The following is a 16440-nucleotide window of genomic DNA, read 5'->3' as shown; positions in this document are numbered from 1 at the left end:
CGGCCGTTGCTGTCGTTCAGCACTTTTATTCTAAGCGGCTGTTTTCAAGTGCAAAGCAGACTGCGCAGTAGCTACGAAATCCGCGCCGATTCAGCCTTCCAAGCTGTGGGAGCTCAAAGTCTGCAATGACCCAGCTCCGGGCACTGAGGCTCGGATAGGCGGAGTGGGCGATAGGCTTCTTTGCTTTGGACTCGTCGTCGGCCCATGCTGCGCTGATGCCAACGGGTTATAATTACCGATTCTAGGCTAGGAGCTGCCGGCCGGTGATAATTAATGATTATGCATCTACAGGCTAGCTGCAGTCATCAATTGAGAAATTGAACTGCTAATGCGCCGCAAATCCTTTAAGCGCGCCTTGATAATCTTTCAGGCTTATTCAAATAGAGTCTTCTTAGGATAGAGAGATAAAAGTGACGATTGGTCAGTACGATTTAAAGCGCGCTGCGGCAAGAAGCCAAGCGTTGAACCAGCGAACCAAAGGTTATCAGCAGAAAACCGGTTTTCTGTGCCACAGCCATAAGGATCGTGAGATGGCGCTTGGCCTCCAGCAATGGCTCAAGGAGCAAGGGATGGACCTCTACATCGACTGGCAGGATGCGTCGATGCCTGAATTGCCCGATGCCACGACCGCCGCTCGCATCCGGACGGTGATTCGAGGCGCAGACGTATTCCTCTTCCTTGCGACGAGCGATTCCATGGCCTCGCGCTGGTGCCCCTGGGAACTGGGGGTCGCTGACGGCGTGAAGCGCAACGAACAGATCGCGGTCGTTGCGACGCGCGATGCCTCGAGTAACCACTACGGCAACGAGTACCTCCAACTCTACCGACGGATCGATCAGGCCGCGTCGGGCGGATCCTTCCTCTATTGGTACCAGAAGGGGTCGCAGTCACCGCAAACCCTCGGAAGTTTCTAAGTCATGTCGCCCGATCACGTCATCGATAGCTTCATCAAAGACTTCGTCCAAGACCTGCACAATGACAGCGCGGCGATCTTTGCCGGCGCGGGCCTGTCCAAGAGCTGCGGCTATGTGGACTGGCCCGAACTACTCCGCGATATCGCCAAGGAACTGGGATTGAATGTCGACAAGGAGCAAGACCTCATCTCGCTCGCCCAATTCCATGTCAACACCCGGCGGACCAGCGATGGTCTGGCCAAGAAGATCCTGCAGGAATTCTCCGAGCAGGCCGAGCCGTCCGAGGTACACGACATCATCGCGCGGCTGCCTATCCGCAGTTTCTGGACCACTAACTACGACAGCCTGATCGAGGGTGCTCTGCGCAACGCCTTCAGGGTGCCGGACGTCAAGTACGTGGTGGACCACCTGACCATCAGTAAGCCCAAGCGAGATGCCATCGTCTACAAGATGCACGGTGACGTGCAATTGCCCCAGCAGGCGATCCTCTATAAGGAGCAGTACGAAAAGTACCACCTTACTCACGCGCCGTTTATCACAGCATTAAGCGGCGATCTCGTTTCCAAGACCTTTCTGTTCATCGGCTTCAGCTTCACCGACCCCAACCTCGACTACGTGTTGAGCCGATTGCACGGCGGGACCGCTAAACGCAACCACTACTGCTTCATGCGCGAGGCTCAGCGCACGAAGGATGACGACGATGAACTATTCCAATACAAGCGCCGCAAGCAGGAACTGCGGATCGAAGACCTCAAACGCTTTGGCATCCAAACGCTGTTGGTCGACAACTACTCGGACATCACCGCCATCCTGAGGAAAATCGAGGCCCGCTACCGCAAACGCACAGTATTCTTCTCCGGCAGCGCGGAGGAGTACGGTACTTGGTCCCGTTGTGATGCGATGGACTTCGTCCACAATGTGGCAGCCAACTGCGTCGAGGCCAATTGCCGGGTGGTAAACGGTTTCGGATGGGGCATCGGCAGTGCCGTCATCAACGGCGCTCTGGAGGCCATCTATGGCAAGCCGGAAAAGTACTCAGAGGCACAACTAATCGTTCGGCCCTTCCCCCAACAGGGCGAGAACCTGCCAGCGCTGTGGGAGCAGTACCGCCAGCGAATGATCAGCTTGGCCGGTGTCGCGCTGTTCTTTTTCGGCAACAAGCTCCATGAGGGCAACTTGGTCAACGCTGGAGGAGTCAAGCGTGAGTTCGAGATCGCGCTGCAGCACGGACTACTGCCAATACCGGTTGCTGCCACTGGCTTCATGGCCGAAGAGCTCTGGAAGGAGGTCTCGGCAGACCTAGATAAGTATTACGGCAATTTCAGATGGGTCGTGCCGATGCTTGAAACGCTTGCCAACCCTGACACTGCGCCCCAGGCGATGGTTAAAACCATCACAGATATCGTCAAACAACTGAACAAATAAGCGCGGTTGCGCATCGAGGAATCAATAATGGCTCGCAAGGTATTTTTCAGCTTCAAGTATGACGACGTTCATCGCGCCATGAATGTGCGCAATAGCAACGTTATCGGCGGCATCATGAAATCGGGATTCATCGACAAGGCCGATTTTGAAAAGGTCGAACGGGAAGGCGATAGAGCCATCAAGGCGTGGATCGACAACCAGTTGAGCGGCACGTCCGTGACTGTGGTTCTCGTTGGCGCCAACACTCACAAAAGCAAGTGGGTTAGGTACGAGATTGAGCAGAGCATCGCCCGCGGAAACGGCTTGCTGACCATCGATATCAGCAAGATCGCCGACATGCAGGGGAACACCACGGACTGCTGCTCTATGCGCGCGAACGGCTACAAGCACTATCTTTGGAACAAAGAAAACGGTCGCGAGAACCTTGGTTCGTGGGTCGAGGCTGCGGTAAGGGCTGCTGGCAAATAGCCTTTCGCTCTATGTGGCGTCGCTAAGGCCGTTCGCCCCATCAAGAGTAAGCGGTGCTAACTCTGCGGAGCAACCATTGGCCTTAATCCGTTAAGTTCCGCTTTGGGGCGGAAACGGCCATCGGCTCTCAACGTCACGAAGGACCGCTCCGGCCGACCATCTGCCTTCAACCTAAGGGCCGGTTGATTTGCGTTGAAGAAACGATCGAAGTGATGCTGGCGGCGGTCGCACGGTGCTCAACGCCACCTGCAGGCGGTGTTCGTTTGCGCTTGCCCCCCGGCGCAAGGTCTTGCCTCATTAGCCAAGCCGACTGACCTACCGCCATGACAAACCTGAAGCGCATTTCCCCGCTCCAGCATCGTCAGCGATTGCTGGGTTTGTTGTTGGCTGGAGCCAGCTCTGCATCGGGGCTTGCACAAGTGACACCTACTTCGAAGGTCTGCGTAACAGGACGCTCAATGCCTCAACGTGTGTTTATCGCGGTTGAAGGTCAAGCTGCTCATTCAACGTGATCAAACCAAGGTTAATGTCGACTGCGATTAATCCACACTCCGCGTGCCACCGTCACCGGATCACTCCCCCTATTCCACCTTCGCCGCCTTCCGCCGCAGCACGATCGGTACGCCGCCGGAGCTTCGCTTGACCATCCATTGTGCGAGGGCGGAGTCCATGTAGGTGGCGTGGCCAGGGAACCACTCCTCCAGGGCACGCGCAAGGCGGCGGGCAACGTCGATATCGCCGGCTGCAACCAGTTGTTGCACCTCGCGCACCGAGGCCATGACCTTGTCGTGCTCGTCGACGTGGCAATCGCGGGCAGGGTAATCGCCCGAGTTCATCCATGCGGCTTCTTCGCTGAAATGATGTTCGGCGTGGGCGGCGAAGCGATCCAGCAATGCAGGAAGCGCTTCGTCAGCAACAACCTGCATGGCATGTACGATATCGACGAACTCCTCGTGAATATCGTCCATCGGCCCATAGCCGAGCAGAAGCTCATCACTCCAGATAAGGGGGCTTTCGCTCACGACTGATCTCCCTTCAGGTATTTGGCAGGACGTTGCCCGCCGACATGCCGACGATGGCAAGAAACTCGCGCCGGGTTGACGCATCCTCACGAAAAGCGCCAAGCATGCGACTGGTCACCAGCCCCACGCCCGGCTTGTGTACGCCGCGAGTAGTCATGCATTGGTGCGAGGCTTCAATGACCACTGCGACACCCTTTGGCTGGAGCACCGAATGCAGGGTATCAGCGATCTGCACCGTCATCTTCTCCTGAATCTGCAGCCGCTTAGCGTAGATTTCAACCAGCCTGGCAAGCTTTGAAATACCCACGACCCGGCGATCAGGGAGGTAGCCAACGTGAGCCTTCCCGATGATCGGCACCATATGGTGCTCACAGTGGCTCTCGAATCGGATGTCCGTCATGACGATCATTTCGTCGTAGCCATCAACCTCTGAGAAAGTGCGGGAGAGGATCTCGGCAGGATCCTGAGCGTAGCCGGAAAAAAACTCCTCGTACGACCGCACCACACGCGAAGGCGTATCAAGCAGCCCTTCACGTGCCGGATCGTCTCCGGCCCAGCGGATCAGTGTGCGCACCGCAGCTTCGGCGTCCGCGCGACTGACGCTGCTGGTGTGGTCGGTATCGGTTGCCATTCGTTCGTTCGTCATTGCGTCATTCCTTGTACATTCCGATCGACGGTGTTCAGACGGTATTGAATCTGGCCACCGAGTGATTCAGTTTGAAGACCACTTCGCGCAGACGTTCAACCGCGGCCTCGACATCTGCCGCGACGCCCTTGCCCTGTCCGGCGATGCTGGAAAAGCGCTGGACATTGTCCTGAATCTTGCGGCTGTCCAGATTCTGCGATTTCACCGCTCCGGTGATGCGGTCGATACCTGTGTGTGAAGCATCGACCAGCGATCCGGCATCGCGCAGCACGCCCTCAAGTTCGGTCACGAGATCGCGACTTCCATCCAACGCCTGCTGGCCTGCGACCAGAGACTGCTCGACGCGATGGGACTGTCCCTCGAGTGCGCGGGTCAGTTCGTCGATTTCCCGGGCGGACCGTGAAGAGCGCTCGGCAAGTTTACGGACCTCATCGGCCACGACGCTGAAACTGCGCCCGGCCTCCCCCGCTCGGGCGGCTTCGATGGCTGCATTCAAGGCCAGCAAATTGGTCTGTTCTGAGAGTTCCCGGACCTGCGCAGTCGTCTCGATAATCGCCGCAGTGCTGCTGACGAAGTTGCCGACAGATTCCGTGATGGAGCCAAAGGTCCCGCGCACGCGCTCGATCTCAGCCAACAGCCTGGACAAGGATCGCAAGCCAGCCTGCGCGCCACTTTGGCTTGCGGAGGCCGAATTACGCACTTCTTCAGCGTTAGCCGAAATGAGCGCAAGATTTGCCACCATCTGCTCGACAGAAGTTGCCGTTGTAACCGCAGCATCAACCTGCACATGCGCGCCTTCGGCGACGTCGCGTGACGCTGCCACAAGCTCCTCTACGGAACTCCCGATTGTCGAAGAAACCCGCGCAACCTGGCGCACTGCGTCCTGAAAGCTGTCGATCAATTCGTTGAAGGCAACGGCGGTTCGTGCAATTTCGTCCTTGCCGATCACCTCAACGCGCTGGCTCAGATCGCCGCTACGCAACCGACGCGATGCCTCCTCAATCAGGCGGATCGAAGTGACGATCTGACCGCGCAACATCCAGCCCCCCAATGCCGCCAGCAGGATCGCTGCAACCGAGGCCGCAAGCAGCACCTGCTCGACACCCGCGGATGCTGCCCGCGCGTTGCCAAAGGACTGCCCGGCAAGCGCCTCTTCCCCATCAATGAGTTGGGTCAGTTGCGACGACAGATAGTCATACTCCTTGCGTACAAGCGGTAACTGGCGCACGACTCCACCAGGGTCGCTTGTGGCGACAACTGCCAGTTCGCGAGCGGCATCAGCAAAGTATGTGACCTGCTCGGAAAGCGCTTTGTACGCCTCAAGCTCCTTGTCAGTAACGCTCTTGTGGGAGGTCACACGCTCCACTGCCGCGGACAGTTCTGTCAGCCCCGCGTCAAGATCCTCGATGTACATGCGGGTATCTTCAACACCTTGCGCACCCTGCGGTTCCGCCAGATGAATGCTCATCCGGTAAACCCCGACCATGGTGTCCTGCGCCGCACGCGAGGCATGCAAGGCGTTCCGGTACTGCGCAAAGCGCAGTACTTCGATCTCTTCAAGCACCCCCTGCTGATAGACATTGCCCAACCAGCCAACGCCGGAGACGCCCAGCAGCATCAGTACGATCAACGCTGGCGCGACCAGCAGCTTTACGCCGATCGAATATCGACTCAGCCACATCACGTTGCCGTCTCCTCAACGCGACCCGGGACCTCATGCCCCAATGCCTGCAGCTTGGGCGAATGGTTCGCCGCACACCCGACAGTCTGCCGCATTCTTTTCCGCCGATCAGAGTGAGCGCGCAATGATCTCTTTCATGATCTCCGATGTTCCGCCGTAGATCCGTGCAACCCGTGCGTCAACCCAAGCACGGCTGATCTTGTACTCGCTCATGAAGCCGTAGCCGCCATGGAGCTGAAGCAGTTCATCGAGCACCTTGCCTTGCATCTCAGAGCCCATCAGCTTGCACATCGCGCCAACCTCGGGCGACAGTTCTCCACGCATCGCCTTGCCCAGGCAGTCATCCACGAATACGCGCAACATGGTCGCCTGTGCCTTGCATTCAGCAAGCTTGAACTTGGTATTCTGAAAATCGAACACGGTCTTGCCAAAGACCTGACGTTCGCGCACGTACTGCAGCGTGTCCTCTATCAGGGCCTCGATTGATGCGGCCGCGCGGATGCCGATGATGGTGCGTTCCCATGCAAGCTGGTGTGTAAGGTAACCAAAGCCCTTATTCTCATCGCCGAGGCGGTTCTCTGCTGGGACACGCACGTCGTCAAAGAAGAGCTCAGAGGTATCCTGGCCCTTTAGCCCGATCTTCTCAAGCAAACGGCCCTTGGAGAAGCCCGCCCGATCCGCCTCGACGCAAATGAGGGTGAGCTCCTTTGCATTCGGGTCAAGCTTGGTGGCGGTGACCATAAGATCGGCGTTGCCGCCGTTGGTGATAAAGGTCTTCTGGCCGTTGATGACATAGTGGTCACCATCCAGGCGCGCGCTGGTTCGCATTGAGCGGAGATCGGATCCGACGCCTGGCTCACTCATCGCTATCACGCCGATCATCTCGCCTGACACCATCCGCGGCAGCCACTTCTGCTTCTGCTCTTCGGTGCCATAGGCAACGATGTAAGGCGCGACGATTTCGGAGTGGGTCGTAAAGCCAATCGCAGTCGCGTTGACCCGAGCAAGTTCCTCGATCATCACGGCGGAGTGGCCAAAGTCTCCACCGGCACCACCGTACTCCTCAGGTACGGTGGAACACAGCAAACCAACCTCACCCGCCTTGCGCCACACCGACTTGGGAACGATGCCAGCCTGTTCCCACTCGTGCAGGTGGGGCACGATCTCGTTTTCGATGAAGCGCCGCGCCATTTCGCGGAACATTTCGTGGTCTTCCCTGAATACCGAGCGCATCCTTCTGTCTCCTGACTATTTTTGTGCCGGTGCGCGTTCAGCGTCCGGTGAATTCCGGGTCGCGCTTCTCCAGGAAGGCTGCGACCGCTTCCGTGTGGTCTTCGGTGTGATGTGCCAGCGCCTGAAAGGCTGCCGACAGTTCAAGCAGCGAATCGAGGCGCATATGCTGCCCCTCGCGCAACAGGCGCTTGGTGAGGCGCAGACCGTGCGACGGGTTGGACGCCATCCGCCGCGCAAGCGACATCGCTGAGGCTTCAAGTTCGGCAAGCGGAACGACTTCAGTGACCAGCCCCCAGGCCAGAGCCGTCTGCGCATCGATCATGTCGCCGGTCAGCGCCATCAAACTGGCCTTGGGCATACCGACAATGCGAGGCAGCAGCCAGGCACCGCCGTCTCCTGGCACGATTCCCAGCTTGACGAAACTCTCGGCGAATTTCGCCGTGTCGGCGGCAATGCGTACGTCACACATGCAGGCGAGGTCGAGCCCCGCGCCAATGGCAGGACCGTTCATCGCTGCGATGACGGGTACATCCAGGTCATAGAGGCATAACGGGATACGCTGGATACCGTTACGGTAGCTCTCGCGGACCTCATAGGGCGAGCCCGCAAAAATGCCGCCGCGGTCACGCATGTCCTTGACGTTGCCGCCAGCGCAGAAGGCCGGCCCGTTGCCCGTGAGCACGACAACCTTCACGCTGCGATCTGCGCGCACCATGGCGCACAGATCGACAAACGCCTGCATCTGTGACGGTTCGGAAAGCGCATTCCGGGTTTCCGGACTATCCATGCGTACGACAAGAATGGCGCCATCGCGCTCAGTGATGAGAAATGGCTTCATACAGTGACTTCCTTGGCTTCAGCAAGCGCGCCGCATGTGATGGCTGGCCAGAGCGAGCCCGAGCCGCCTGCACAAATGGCACGTCCGAGTTGCTGCGACCAGTAGGTGAGCGAGCCATACTCGCTGCGCCATGACCACAAGCGGCGGGTAGTGAGATGCAGCGCATGTTCGTGAGTAAAGCCGATCGCGCCGTGAACACCGTGCGCCACGCTGGCAGCAATGCCCGCAGCCTCGGATGCGCAGATCTTGGCTGCCATCACCTGCAGAACTGCAAAGGTGTCGCCCGATTCGGCAAAGGCCGCTTCGGCAGCCATGACCGATGCTGCGGCATGCTCGGAGAGCACTGCAATCTGGTGCTGGATCGCCTGAAAACTGCCGATCGCCTTGCCAAACTGAACGCGCTCTCCGGCATAAGTCGAAGTGAGGTTAAGCGTCGCCTCAAGTGCGCCAGCGATCTGCGCAGCCCGCAACATAGCGCCGCCAGTCTCGAGTACCCGCGTACCCACCGCGGTCGGCAAAGCCGCCGCAGCAAGCGGTTTCACCGACGCAAACACAAACGTGTCGCGCGCTTCGCCCGCAGTATTGGCGCTAGGCTCGAGCCCTGCTGCCTCAACCGACAAGAGCACCACCGTGGGCACTTCTCCTTGGGCAATCGCCACAATTCGGGAAACCTCTCGCCCCCAGGGCACACCCGTCACGGAGCCGCTGACAACCCCATTCCCAATTCTCAGATCGCCAGCAGAAGCAAAGCTCAATGTACCGGCAACGCCTTCAAGACCACTCGCGCCCAGCAACCAGTTGGCAAGCATCGCCTCAGGCAGTGGCACGGGAAGGTTGAAGCGACCGCAAAGCCGGATAATCCCGCAGACATCGGCCCAACTGGCGCCGGCGCCGCCGAGCTCCTCGGGAACAAGTGCCATGGTGAAGCCAGACTCCTCGATGTTCTGCCACAACTCGGTAGGCCAGTTGCCGCCTTCGGCAGCTAGAACGACATCGACGGTGACGAGATCCGAAAACAGGCGCTCGAGGGTGGAATCAAAAATCTCTCTCATGATCAACGTAGCCCCAGTCCGCGCGCAATGATGCCGCGGAGAATCTCCCGCGTACCGCCGCGCAATGAAAACGATGGCGCCATCTGGGTCAGATAGGCGAGAACCTGCGCATGGTCGCAACCGCCCGCCGATGTTGGCGGAAGCTCGCACAGCAATTGCGCCAATTCGGGAATCTCCTGCTCGAATACTGCCCCCAGATCCTTGACGACAGAGGCTTCCCAGGCAGGATTTTTTCCAGCTGCCAGCTGCGCAGTTACAGCGAGCGACATGTGGCGCAAGGTCACTAGTCGAGCAGCGAGGCGGCCAATTTCCTTGGCCTGGAGCGCATCGGGATGCTTTCCGACCGCATCGATCAGGGTATGCAAAAGTGCTATGGAACTCAGAAACCGCTCGGGGCCACTGCGTTCGAATGCGAGCTCGGCCGTCACTTGCGACCAGCCCTGCCCCTCGGTGCCGATAATGGCGTCGTCACCCACCACGAGATCGTCGAAGAACACCTCATTGAAATGCTCAGAGCCCGTCAAATCCTTGATCGGGCGGATGGTGATACCCGGAAGACTCAGGTCGATGATGAACTGTGACAGGCCTTCCTGACGTTTGCTGTTCTCACCGGTTCGCACCAACGCGATCATGTAATGTGAGCGATGGGCATTGGTGGTCCAGACTTTTTGTCCGTTGATGACCCACTTTTCACCCTTCCGAACCGCACGGGTCTTGATCGATGCAAGATCCGACCCCGAGTTAGGCTCGCTCATCCCGATACAGAAGAATTGCTCACCACGGCAAATCGCTGGCAGGTGACGGTCCCTTTGAGCATCGGTGCCGTAGTGAAGAATCTGCGGCCCGCTTTGGCGGTCGGCAAACCAGTGTGCAGACACAGGCGCCCCTGCGGCGAGCAACTCTTCGATCACGACGTAGCGCGCAAATGGGCTCGCATCGCCACCGCCGTAGGCTTTGGGCAAGGCCATGCCAACCCACCCCTGCGCACCCAAACGGCGGCTGAATTCGGCATCGAAGCCCATCCACGAATCTGCCCGGCGGATCGTCGGATAGTCCTTAAGTGCATCTGCAAGAAAGGCGCGCACATCGCCGCGCAAAGCCTCGGCTTCAGGCGGAATACGGCTGTATTTGAACTGATCTATGGACATGATGCGTTCGCATATGAGCCGTCAGCACATGGAGACGGCGTTGGACACGCGACCCACGCCGTCAGCGACGGCGCAGGCCCCGAACAGAACCGGGAGCGGAAACGCTTCCGGTGCGGGGACAACAACTCAGAGCGCGGTCTGAGCGTCTGCCGAGGCGAACATCTTGTTGATGTCACCCGAGGTCACCGGCTTCGTCGGATCGCGTTCAGGGGCGGCACCGCCGAGTCCGAGCGCCGGCTCGATGCTGACGTGGCCGGCCTGCGCGCGCAGCGCACCCACTGTGCAGTTCTCGCGACCCAGGACCGCGAACGGGTCGTAGGAAAACTCGCGCATCGCGTTGAGGTGAGTGATCTTGTTAATGATCTCTTCAGGCAGATGCTTTGCCTGATTCCAGAACACATCTGCGGAATTCGGCCAGGTGCAGTCCGAATGCGGGTAATCGCATTCCCAGGTCACCTTGTCGACATTGATCGAATCGAGGTTGCGCAGACCGAACGCGTCTTCAATGAAGCAGGTGATGAAGTGCTCATTGAAGATGTCGCTCGGCTTTTTGCCGCCGAAGTTTGAGTTGGTCCAGGCGTGATGGTGGTTATGGGTGAAGTCAGCACGCTCAAGCAGATAGGGGATCCATCCGATGCCGCCCTCTGACAGCGCCATGCGCAGCTTGGGATACTTCTTCCACATCGGCGCCCAGATCCAGTCGGCAGCCGAGTTGGAGATTGAAATCGGCATCGAGGTAATCCACGCATCGATGGGCGACTCGTCGGACGCATGGGCGGCCTTGACGCCCGTGCCGATGTGGCAGCAGATGACCACGTTGTTTTCTTCGCAGGCTTGCCACAGCGGATCCCAGTGCGCGTTGTGAATGGACGGATAGCCATGCACGGTGGGGTTGTCCGAGAGGGTAAGCGCGTGCACGCCTTGCGCGGCCATGCGGCGAACCTCGGCAGCAGCAGCCTGCATATCCCACCATGGCACCATCATCAGCGGGATGAAGCGACCCGGCGCAGCGTTGCACCAGTCGTGCAGATGCCAGTCGTTGTAGGCCTGGATTGCAGCAAGACTGACGGCCTTGTCGGGCATAACCTGGAAGCGCTGCCCGGCAAAGCCAGGAAAGGTCGGGAAACAGATCGAACCGAGCACGCCGTTGGCGTTCATGTCTTCGACGCGGGCCTTGATGTCCCACGTACCGCGACGCATCTGCTCGTAAGAGAGCGGCTCCATGCCGTACTCCTCCTTGGGCCGACCAACAACCGAGTTCAAGCCCATGTAGCCGGTGGCCTGCTCCTCGAATACCCAGATATCGCGCCCATTGCGATTCTCGACCTTGGGTTGGCGACCTTTGTACTTCGCGGGCATGTGGCGGTCGAAGGCACCGCGCGGCTCAATCGCATGGTCATCAACGCTGACGAGGATCAGGTCTTCCATTTGCATCATGTGTCTCCTCTTGGAGTTGGGTTCGCGTCACATGCGCGAACTGTTATCGAGCCTTCATCTTAGAGCATGAAAGTCGTTTTGTTAAACACTTTTTTTATTATTGTTCATATTAAGACCGATGCAAACGACCTCGTTGCAGATCAAACGACTCTGACCCCTTTGAAACGTGCCCGCAGGGCGCAGTACTTGAATTCGGGGATCTTGCCGAAGGGGTCGAGGGCGGGTTGGGTGAGCAGGTTGGCGGCGGCTTCGACGTAGCAGAAGGCCATGAACACCGAGCCGCGCTGCACGCCTTCGTCGGCGCGGACTTCGAGTTCGATCTGGCCGCGTCGGGTTTCGAGGATGACGTGCTCTCCGTGCGCGACGCCGGTTTTTGCCATGTCGTCCGGGTGCATGCCACACCAGGGCACGGGGTCGAGCGCGTCGAGCACGTCGGCGCGGCGGGTCATGCTGCCGGTGTGCCAGTGTTCGAGCACGCGACCGGTGATCAGCACCATGGGATAGTCGGCATCCGGCAGTTCGGCTGCGGGCAGCGGCGTGACTGGGACGAAGCGGCCGAGGCCGTTGCGGGTGGGGAAGTCGGTCTGGAACAGCACGGGCTGCGAGGGCGCCTCCACGGCCACCTTCGGCGCAACCACCGCGCCCTCTCCTTCGAGCGCCGCCCAGGTGATGCCGGCGTAGCTGGGCATGGCGCGGGTGAGTTCGGCGAAGATCTCGGCCGGGCCGGCGTAATCCCAGGCCAGCCCCATGCGTTGCGCGATCTGCTGGATGATCCACCAGTCCTGGCGCGCCTGGCCGGGCAGCGGCAGTACCGGTTGCGACATCTGCACCAGGCGGTCGGTGTTGGTGAAGCTGCCGGATTTCTCATACAGGCTGGATGCGGGCAGCACGACGTCGGCGAGCATTGCGGTTTCGGTAAGGAAGATGTCCTGCACCACGAGGTGTTCGAGCCCGGCCAGTGCGGCACGGGCGTGTTCCAGATCCGGGTCGGACATCGCCGGGTTCTCGCCCTCGATATACATGCCACGGATGCGCCTGGCGCTGGCGGCGTCCATGATCTCGACCACGGTGAGACCGGGTTCTTCTGCCAGCTTCGCACCCCACAGGGATTCGAAGCGGGCGCGCACTTCGGGCTCGGACACGCGTTGGTAGTCGGGGAACATCATCGGGATGAGGCCGGCGTCGGACGCACCCTGCACGTTGTTCTGCCCACGAAGCGGATGCAGGCCGGTGCCGGGGCGGCCGATCTGGCCGGTCATCAGCGCCAGCGCGATCAGGCAGCGCACGTTATCCGTGCCGTGGGTGTGCTGCGACACGCCCATGCCCCAGAAGATGATGCTGTTGGGGCCGCGTGCGTAGGCGCGGGCGACTTCGCGCACGATGCCCGCCTCGATACCGGTGATCGGCGCCATGCGCTCGGGCGGGTATTGCAGTGCGGCTTCGCGGAAGGCATCGAAGCCTTCGGTGCGGGCGGCGATGAAGGACGGATCGGTGAGCCCTTCTTCGATGATCACGCAGGCCATCGACAGCAGCAGCGCCACATCGGCATCGGGGCGGAACTGCAGCGTGCGCCAGGCGTGACGGGCGAGCGGAGTCTGGCGCGGATCCATCATCACCAGCTTCGATCCGCGCTCTGCGGCGTTCTTGATGAAGCTTGCCGCGACCGGGTGATTGGCCGCCGGGTTGGCGCCGATGACGATCATCAGGTCTGCAAATTCGACGTCGCGCACCGGGTTGGACACTGCACCCGAGCCGATGCCTTCGAGCAGCGCCGCCACCGATGAGGCGTGGCACAGCCGGGTGCAGTGGTCGACGTTGTGGGTGCCAAAGCCGGTGCGCACCAGCTTCTGGAACAGATAGGCTTCTTCGTTGCTGCCCTTGGCCGAGCCGAAGCCGGCCAGCGCGTGCGGGCCGTGCGCGCGCTTGATACGGGCGAGCCCCGTGGCGGCGAAGTCGAGCGCCTCTTCCCACGTGGCTTCACGGAAGGCGGCGAGCGGGTTGGCGGGGTCGAGATTCACGCCCTTGCCGATGCCGGGTTTGCGGATCAGCGGCACGGTGAGGCGCTCGCGGTTGCGGCTGTAGGTGAAACCGTAGCGGCCCTTCACGCACAGCCGGCCGGCGTTGGCCGGGCCGTTGCGGCCTTCGGCGAAGACGATCTTCTGTGCGGCACCCTCGCCGGCCACATGGTAGGTGAGCTGGCAGCCCACGCCGCAGAAGGGACACAGCGAATCAACCTTGCGCGTGGGGACGAAGCGCGGAGCCTTCGCCTCGGCAACACGCTCCGGCACAGCGGCAATGGCGCTGACCGTGGCCGGCAGCAGCGCCCCGGTCGGACAGGCCTGCACGCATTCGCCGCAGCCTACGCAGGTGGAACTGCCCATGGCGACGTCGAGATCGAACACGATCTGCGAGGCTTCGCCGCGGTGGGCGTAGCCGATGACGTCGTTGACCTGCTCTTCGCGACAGGCGCGCACGCAGCGGTTGCACTGGATGCAGGCGGCCAGATTGACGGCGATGCCGGGGTGGCTGGTGTCGGTGGCGGGTTGTTCGTGCGGGGCAAAGCGGCTGGCGGTGACGCCGAGCTGGTCGCACCAGTGGGCAAGTTCGGAGTCGGCTTTCTCGCTTTCGGGTGCGACATCGGCACGCAGCAGTTCGAGCACCATGCGTTGCGAGGCACGGGCACGATCGCTTGCGGCCTTGACCTTCATGCCGGGTTTGGGTGCGCGGCAGCACGACGGGGCGAGCACGCGCTCGCCGTCGATCTCGACCACGCAGGCGCGGCAGTTGCCGTCGGCCCGCAGTCCGTCGGTGAAGCACAGGTGCGGGATGTCGACGCCAGCACGGCGGGCGGCGAGCAGGATGCTTTCGCCGGGGGCGGCTTCGATGGTCTGGCCGTCGAGTTCGAAGGCGATGGTGTCGATGTCGGTGGCAACGGTCGTCATGCTGCGCCCTCCCCTGCGCGTGCATCGGCTGTCGTGGCGCAGACCTCATGCGGGAAGTAACGCAGCACCGAGCGCACCGGATTGGGCGCGGCCTGGCCGAGGCCACAGATCGAGGCGTCCATCATCGCGCTGCCGAGTTCCTCAAGCAGCGGCGCATCCCACGTCTTCGCGGCCATCAGGCCGGCGGCCTTGGCGGTGCCGACGCGGCAGGGCGTGCATTGGCCGCAGGATTCGTGGGCGAAGAAGTGCATGGCGTTCTCGGCCAGCGCGCGCGCCTTGTCCTGCTGCGAGAACACGACGATGGCCGCCGAGCCGATGAAGCAGCCGTAGGGCGCGAGCGTGTCAAAGTCGAGCGGCACATCGGCCAGGCTCGCCGGCAGCATGCCGCCCGAGGCGCCGCCGGGAAAGTAGCCGTAGAGTTCGTGCCCGGGCGCCATGCCGCCGCAGTGCTCGTCGATGAGCTGGCTCAGGGTGATGCCGGCATCGGTGACGATCACGCCCGGTTTGGCCACCCGACCGCTGACCGAGAAGCTGCGCAGGCCCTGACGACCGTTGCGACCACGCTTCTCCAGCCAGTCGTAGCCCCGCACCAGGCTGGTGTCGACGATGTCGCGCACCCACCACAGGGTTTCCGGGTTGTGCACCAGCGTGGGACGTCCGAAGAGGCCCACTTCGGCCACATAGGGCGGGCGCAGCCGCGGCATGCCGCGCTTGCCTTCGATGGATTCGATCATCGCCGACTCTTCGCCACAGATGTAGGCGCCCGCGCCCCGGCGCACCTCGATCGGCGGCAGGTCGGGCCAGGCTGCGCGCACCTTGTCGAGTTCGGTGATGAGCATCTTGCGCAAGGCGGGGTATTCGTCGCGGATGTAGATCCAGATCGCGGCGATGCCCACCACGCGGGCTGCTATCAGCATGCCTTCGATGAAACGGTGCGGATCACGCCCGAGGTAGTGGCGATCCTTGAAGGTGCCGGGCTCGCCCTCGTCGATATTGACTGCCATGTTGCGCGGCGCCGGCTGCGCCATCACCGTCCGCCACTTGCGCGCCGCCGGAAATCCCGCGCCGCCCAGCCCCCGCAGGATGGCGGTGTCGAGCACGCCGAGCACCTCGTCGACGTCGTGTTCGCCGCTGCGCATCGTTTCATAGAGATGGTAGCCACCCGCCACGCGGTAGGCGTCGAAATCGATGATGTCAGGCGCGGGTTCGACGCGATCATCGGCGTCCACCACGGCCATCACCTTGTCCGCACTCGCCTGATGAACCGGGTTCTGCCCCACCACGGCAACCGGCGCGCAATCGCAGCGTCCGACACAGGGCACGCGCTGTATCCGCACACCCGCGCCGACACGGCCTTCAAGTGCCGCAGCCAGCGCTTCGCCGCCGTGCATCGCACAGGTCAGCGAATCACATACCCGCACGGTGAGCGCAGCCGGCGCGGCCTCGCCCTCGGCCACAACGTCGAAGTGATGATAGAAGGTCGCGACCTCATATACCTCGGCGCGCGCCAGCTTCATCGCCTCGGCCAGTGCCGCGAGGTGGTCTGCGAACAGCGCACCGTGCGCATCCTGCAGACGGTGCAGATACTCGATCAGCCGGTCGCGCTGCGGCGTCTCGCCCGCAAGCGCAGCCTG

At 61.2% G+C, this 16440-nt stretch carries 13 protein-coding genes; 3 read left to right on the top strand and 10 right to left on the bottom strand.

The window, feature by feature from the left end:
* Nucleotides 1-410: 410 nt before the first annotated feature.
* Genes AC22G6_RS21255 through AC22G6_RS21245 form a run of 3 tightly spaced genes read left to right on the top strand, consistent with a single transcriptional unit; the run spans nt 411 to nt 2807 of the window.
* Nucleotides 411-914, top strand: coding sequence for a toll/interleukin-1 receptor domain-containing protein (locus AC22G6_RS21255; protein WP_487368438.1), 504 nt, complete (start codon nt 411-413; stop codon nt 912-914).
* 3 nt (nt 915-917) lie between these two features.
* Nucleotides 918-2339 (top strand): SIR2 family protein, encoded by a 1422-nt coding sequence (locus tag AC22G6_RS21250; protein ID WP_487368437.1) that lies wholly within the window; start codon nt 918-920, stop codon nt 2337-2339.
* A gap of 27 nt (nt 2340-2366) precedes the next feature.
* Complete coding sequence (locus AC22G6_RS21245; protein ID WP_487368436.1) at nt 2367-2807, top strand: TIR domain-containing protein; 441 nt, start codon at nt 2367-2369, stop codon at nt 2805-2807.
* A 581-nt stretch (nt 2808-3388) separates the two neighbouring features.
* Here AC22G6_RS21245 and AC22G6_RS21240 read toward each other — a convergent pair.
* The 10 genes from AC22G6_RS21240 to AC22G6_RS21195 all read right to left on the bottom strand — a co-directional run.
* On the bottom strand, nt 3389-3829 hold the full coding sequence (locus tag AC22G6_RS21240) for a bacteriohemerythrin (RefSeq protein WP_234418962.1): 441 nt from the start codon (nt 3827-3829) through the stop codon (nt 3389-3391).
* Nucleotides 3830-3842: 13 nt separating this feature from the next.
* Complete coding sequence (folE, locus tag AC22G6_RS21235) at nt 3843-4460, bottom strand: GTP cyclohydrolase I FolE (RefSeq protein WP_487368435.1); 618 nt, start codon at nt 4458-4460, stop codon at nt 3843-3845.
* A gap of 49 nt (nt 4461-4509) precedes the next feature.
* Entirely contained in the window at nt 4510-6156 is a 1647-nt protein-coding gene (locus AC22G6_RS21230) for a methyl-accepting chemotaxis protein (RefSeq protein ID WP_487368439.1), read from the bottom strand.
* A gap of 108 nt (nt 6157-6264) precedes the next feature.
* Complete coding sequence (locus tag AC22G6_RS21225; RefSeq protein ID WP_487368434.1) at nt 6265-7389, bottom strand: acyl-CoA dehydrogenase family protein; 1125 nt, start codon at nt 7387-7389, stop codon at nt 6265-6267.
* 37 nt (nt 7390-7426) lie between these two features.
* Nucleotides 7427-8227: a crotonase/enoyl-CoA hydratase family protein gene (locus AC22G6_RS21220; protein ID WP_108947928.1), complete on the bottom strand. Its 801-nt coding sequence runs from the start codon at nt 8225-8227 to the stop codon at nt 7427-7429.
* Entirely contained in the window at nt 8224-9279 is a 1056-nt protein-coding gene (locus AC22G6_RS21215) for an acyl-CoA dehydrogenase family protein (RefSeq protein WP_487368433.1), read from the bottom strand. Before AC22G6_RS21215 ends, AC22G6_RS21220 begins: the two co-directional genes overlap by 4 nt.
* A 2-nt stretch (nt 9280-9281) precedes the next feature.
* Nucleotides 9282-10427: an acyl-CoA dehydrogenase family protein gene (locus tag AC22G6_RS21210; RefSeq protein ID WP_487368432.1), complete on the bottom strand. Its 1146-nt coding sequence runs from the start codon at nt 10425-10427 to the stop codon at nt 9282-9284.
* 126 nt (nt 10428-10553) lie between these two features.
* A complete protein-coding gene (locus AC22G6_RS21205) occupies nt 10554-11861 on the bottom strand; it encodes an amidohydrolase family protein (RefSeq protein WP_108951147.1) in 1308 nt (435 codons plus the stop codon).
* Nucleotides 11862-12004: 143 nt separating this feature from the next.
* A complete protein-coding gene (gene fdhF, locus AC22G6_RS21200) occupies nt 12005-14806 on the bottom strand; it encodes a formate dehydrogenase subunit alpha (protein ID WP_487368431.1) in 2802 nt (933 codons plus the stop codon).
* A partial coding sequence (locus AC22G6_RS21195; RefSeq protein ID WP_487368430.1) for an NAD(P)H-dependent oxidoreductase subunit E occupies nt 14803-16440 on the bottom strand: 1638 nt, incomplete at its 5' end. The genes fdhF and AC22G6_RS21195, both read right to left, overlap by 4 nt.

Source organism: Parazoarcus sp. PS-13 R2A (genome assembly GCF_057621855.1).
Note: the sequence above shows the minus strand (reverse complement) of the source record. Positions and strands in the feature narration are given on the sequence as shown.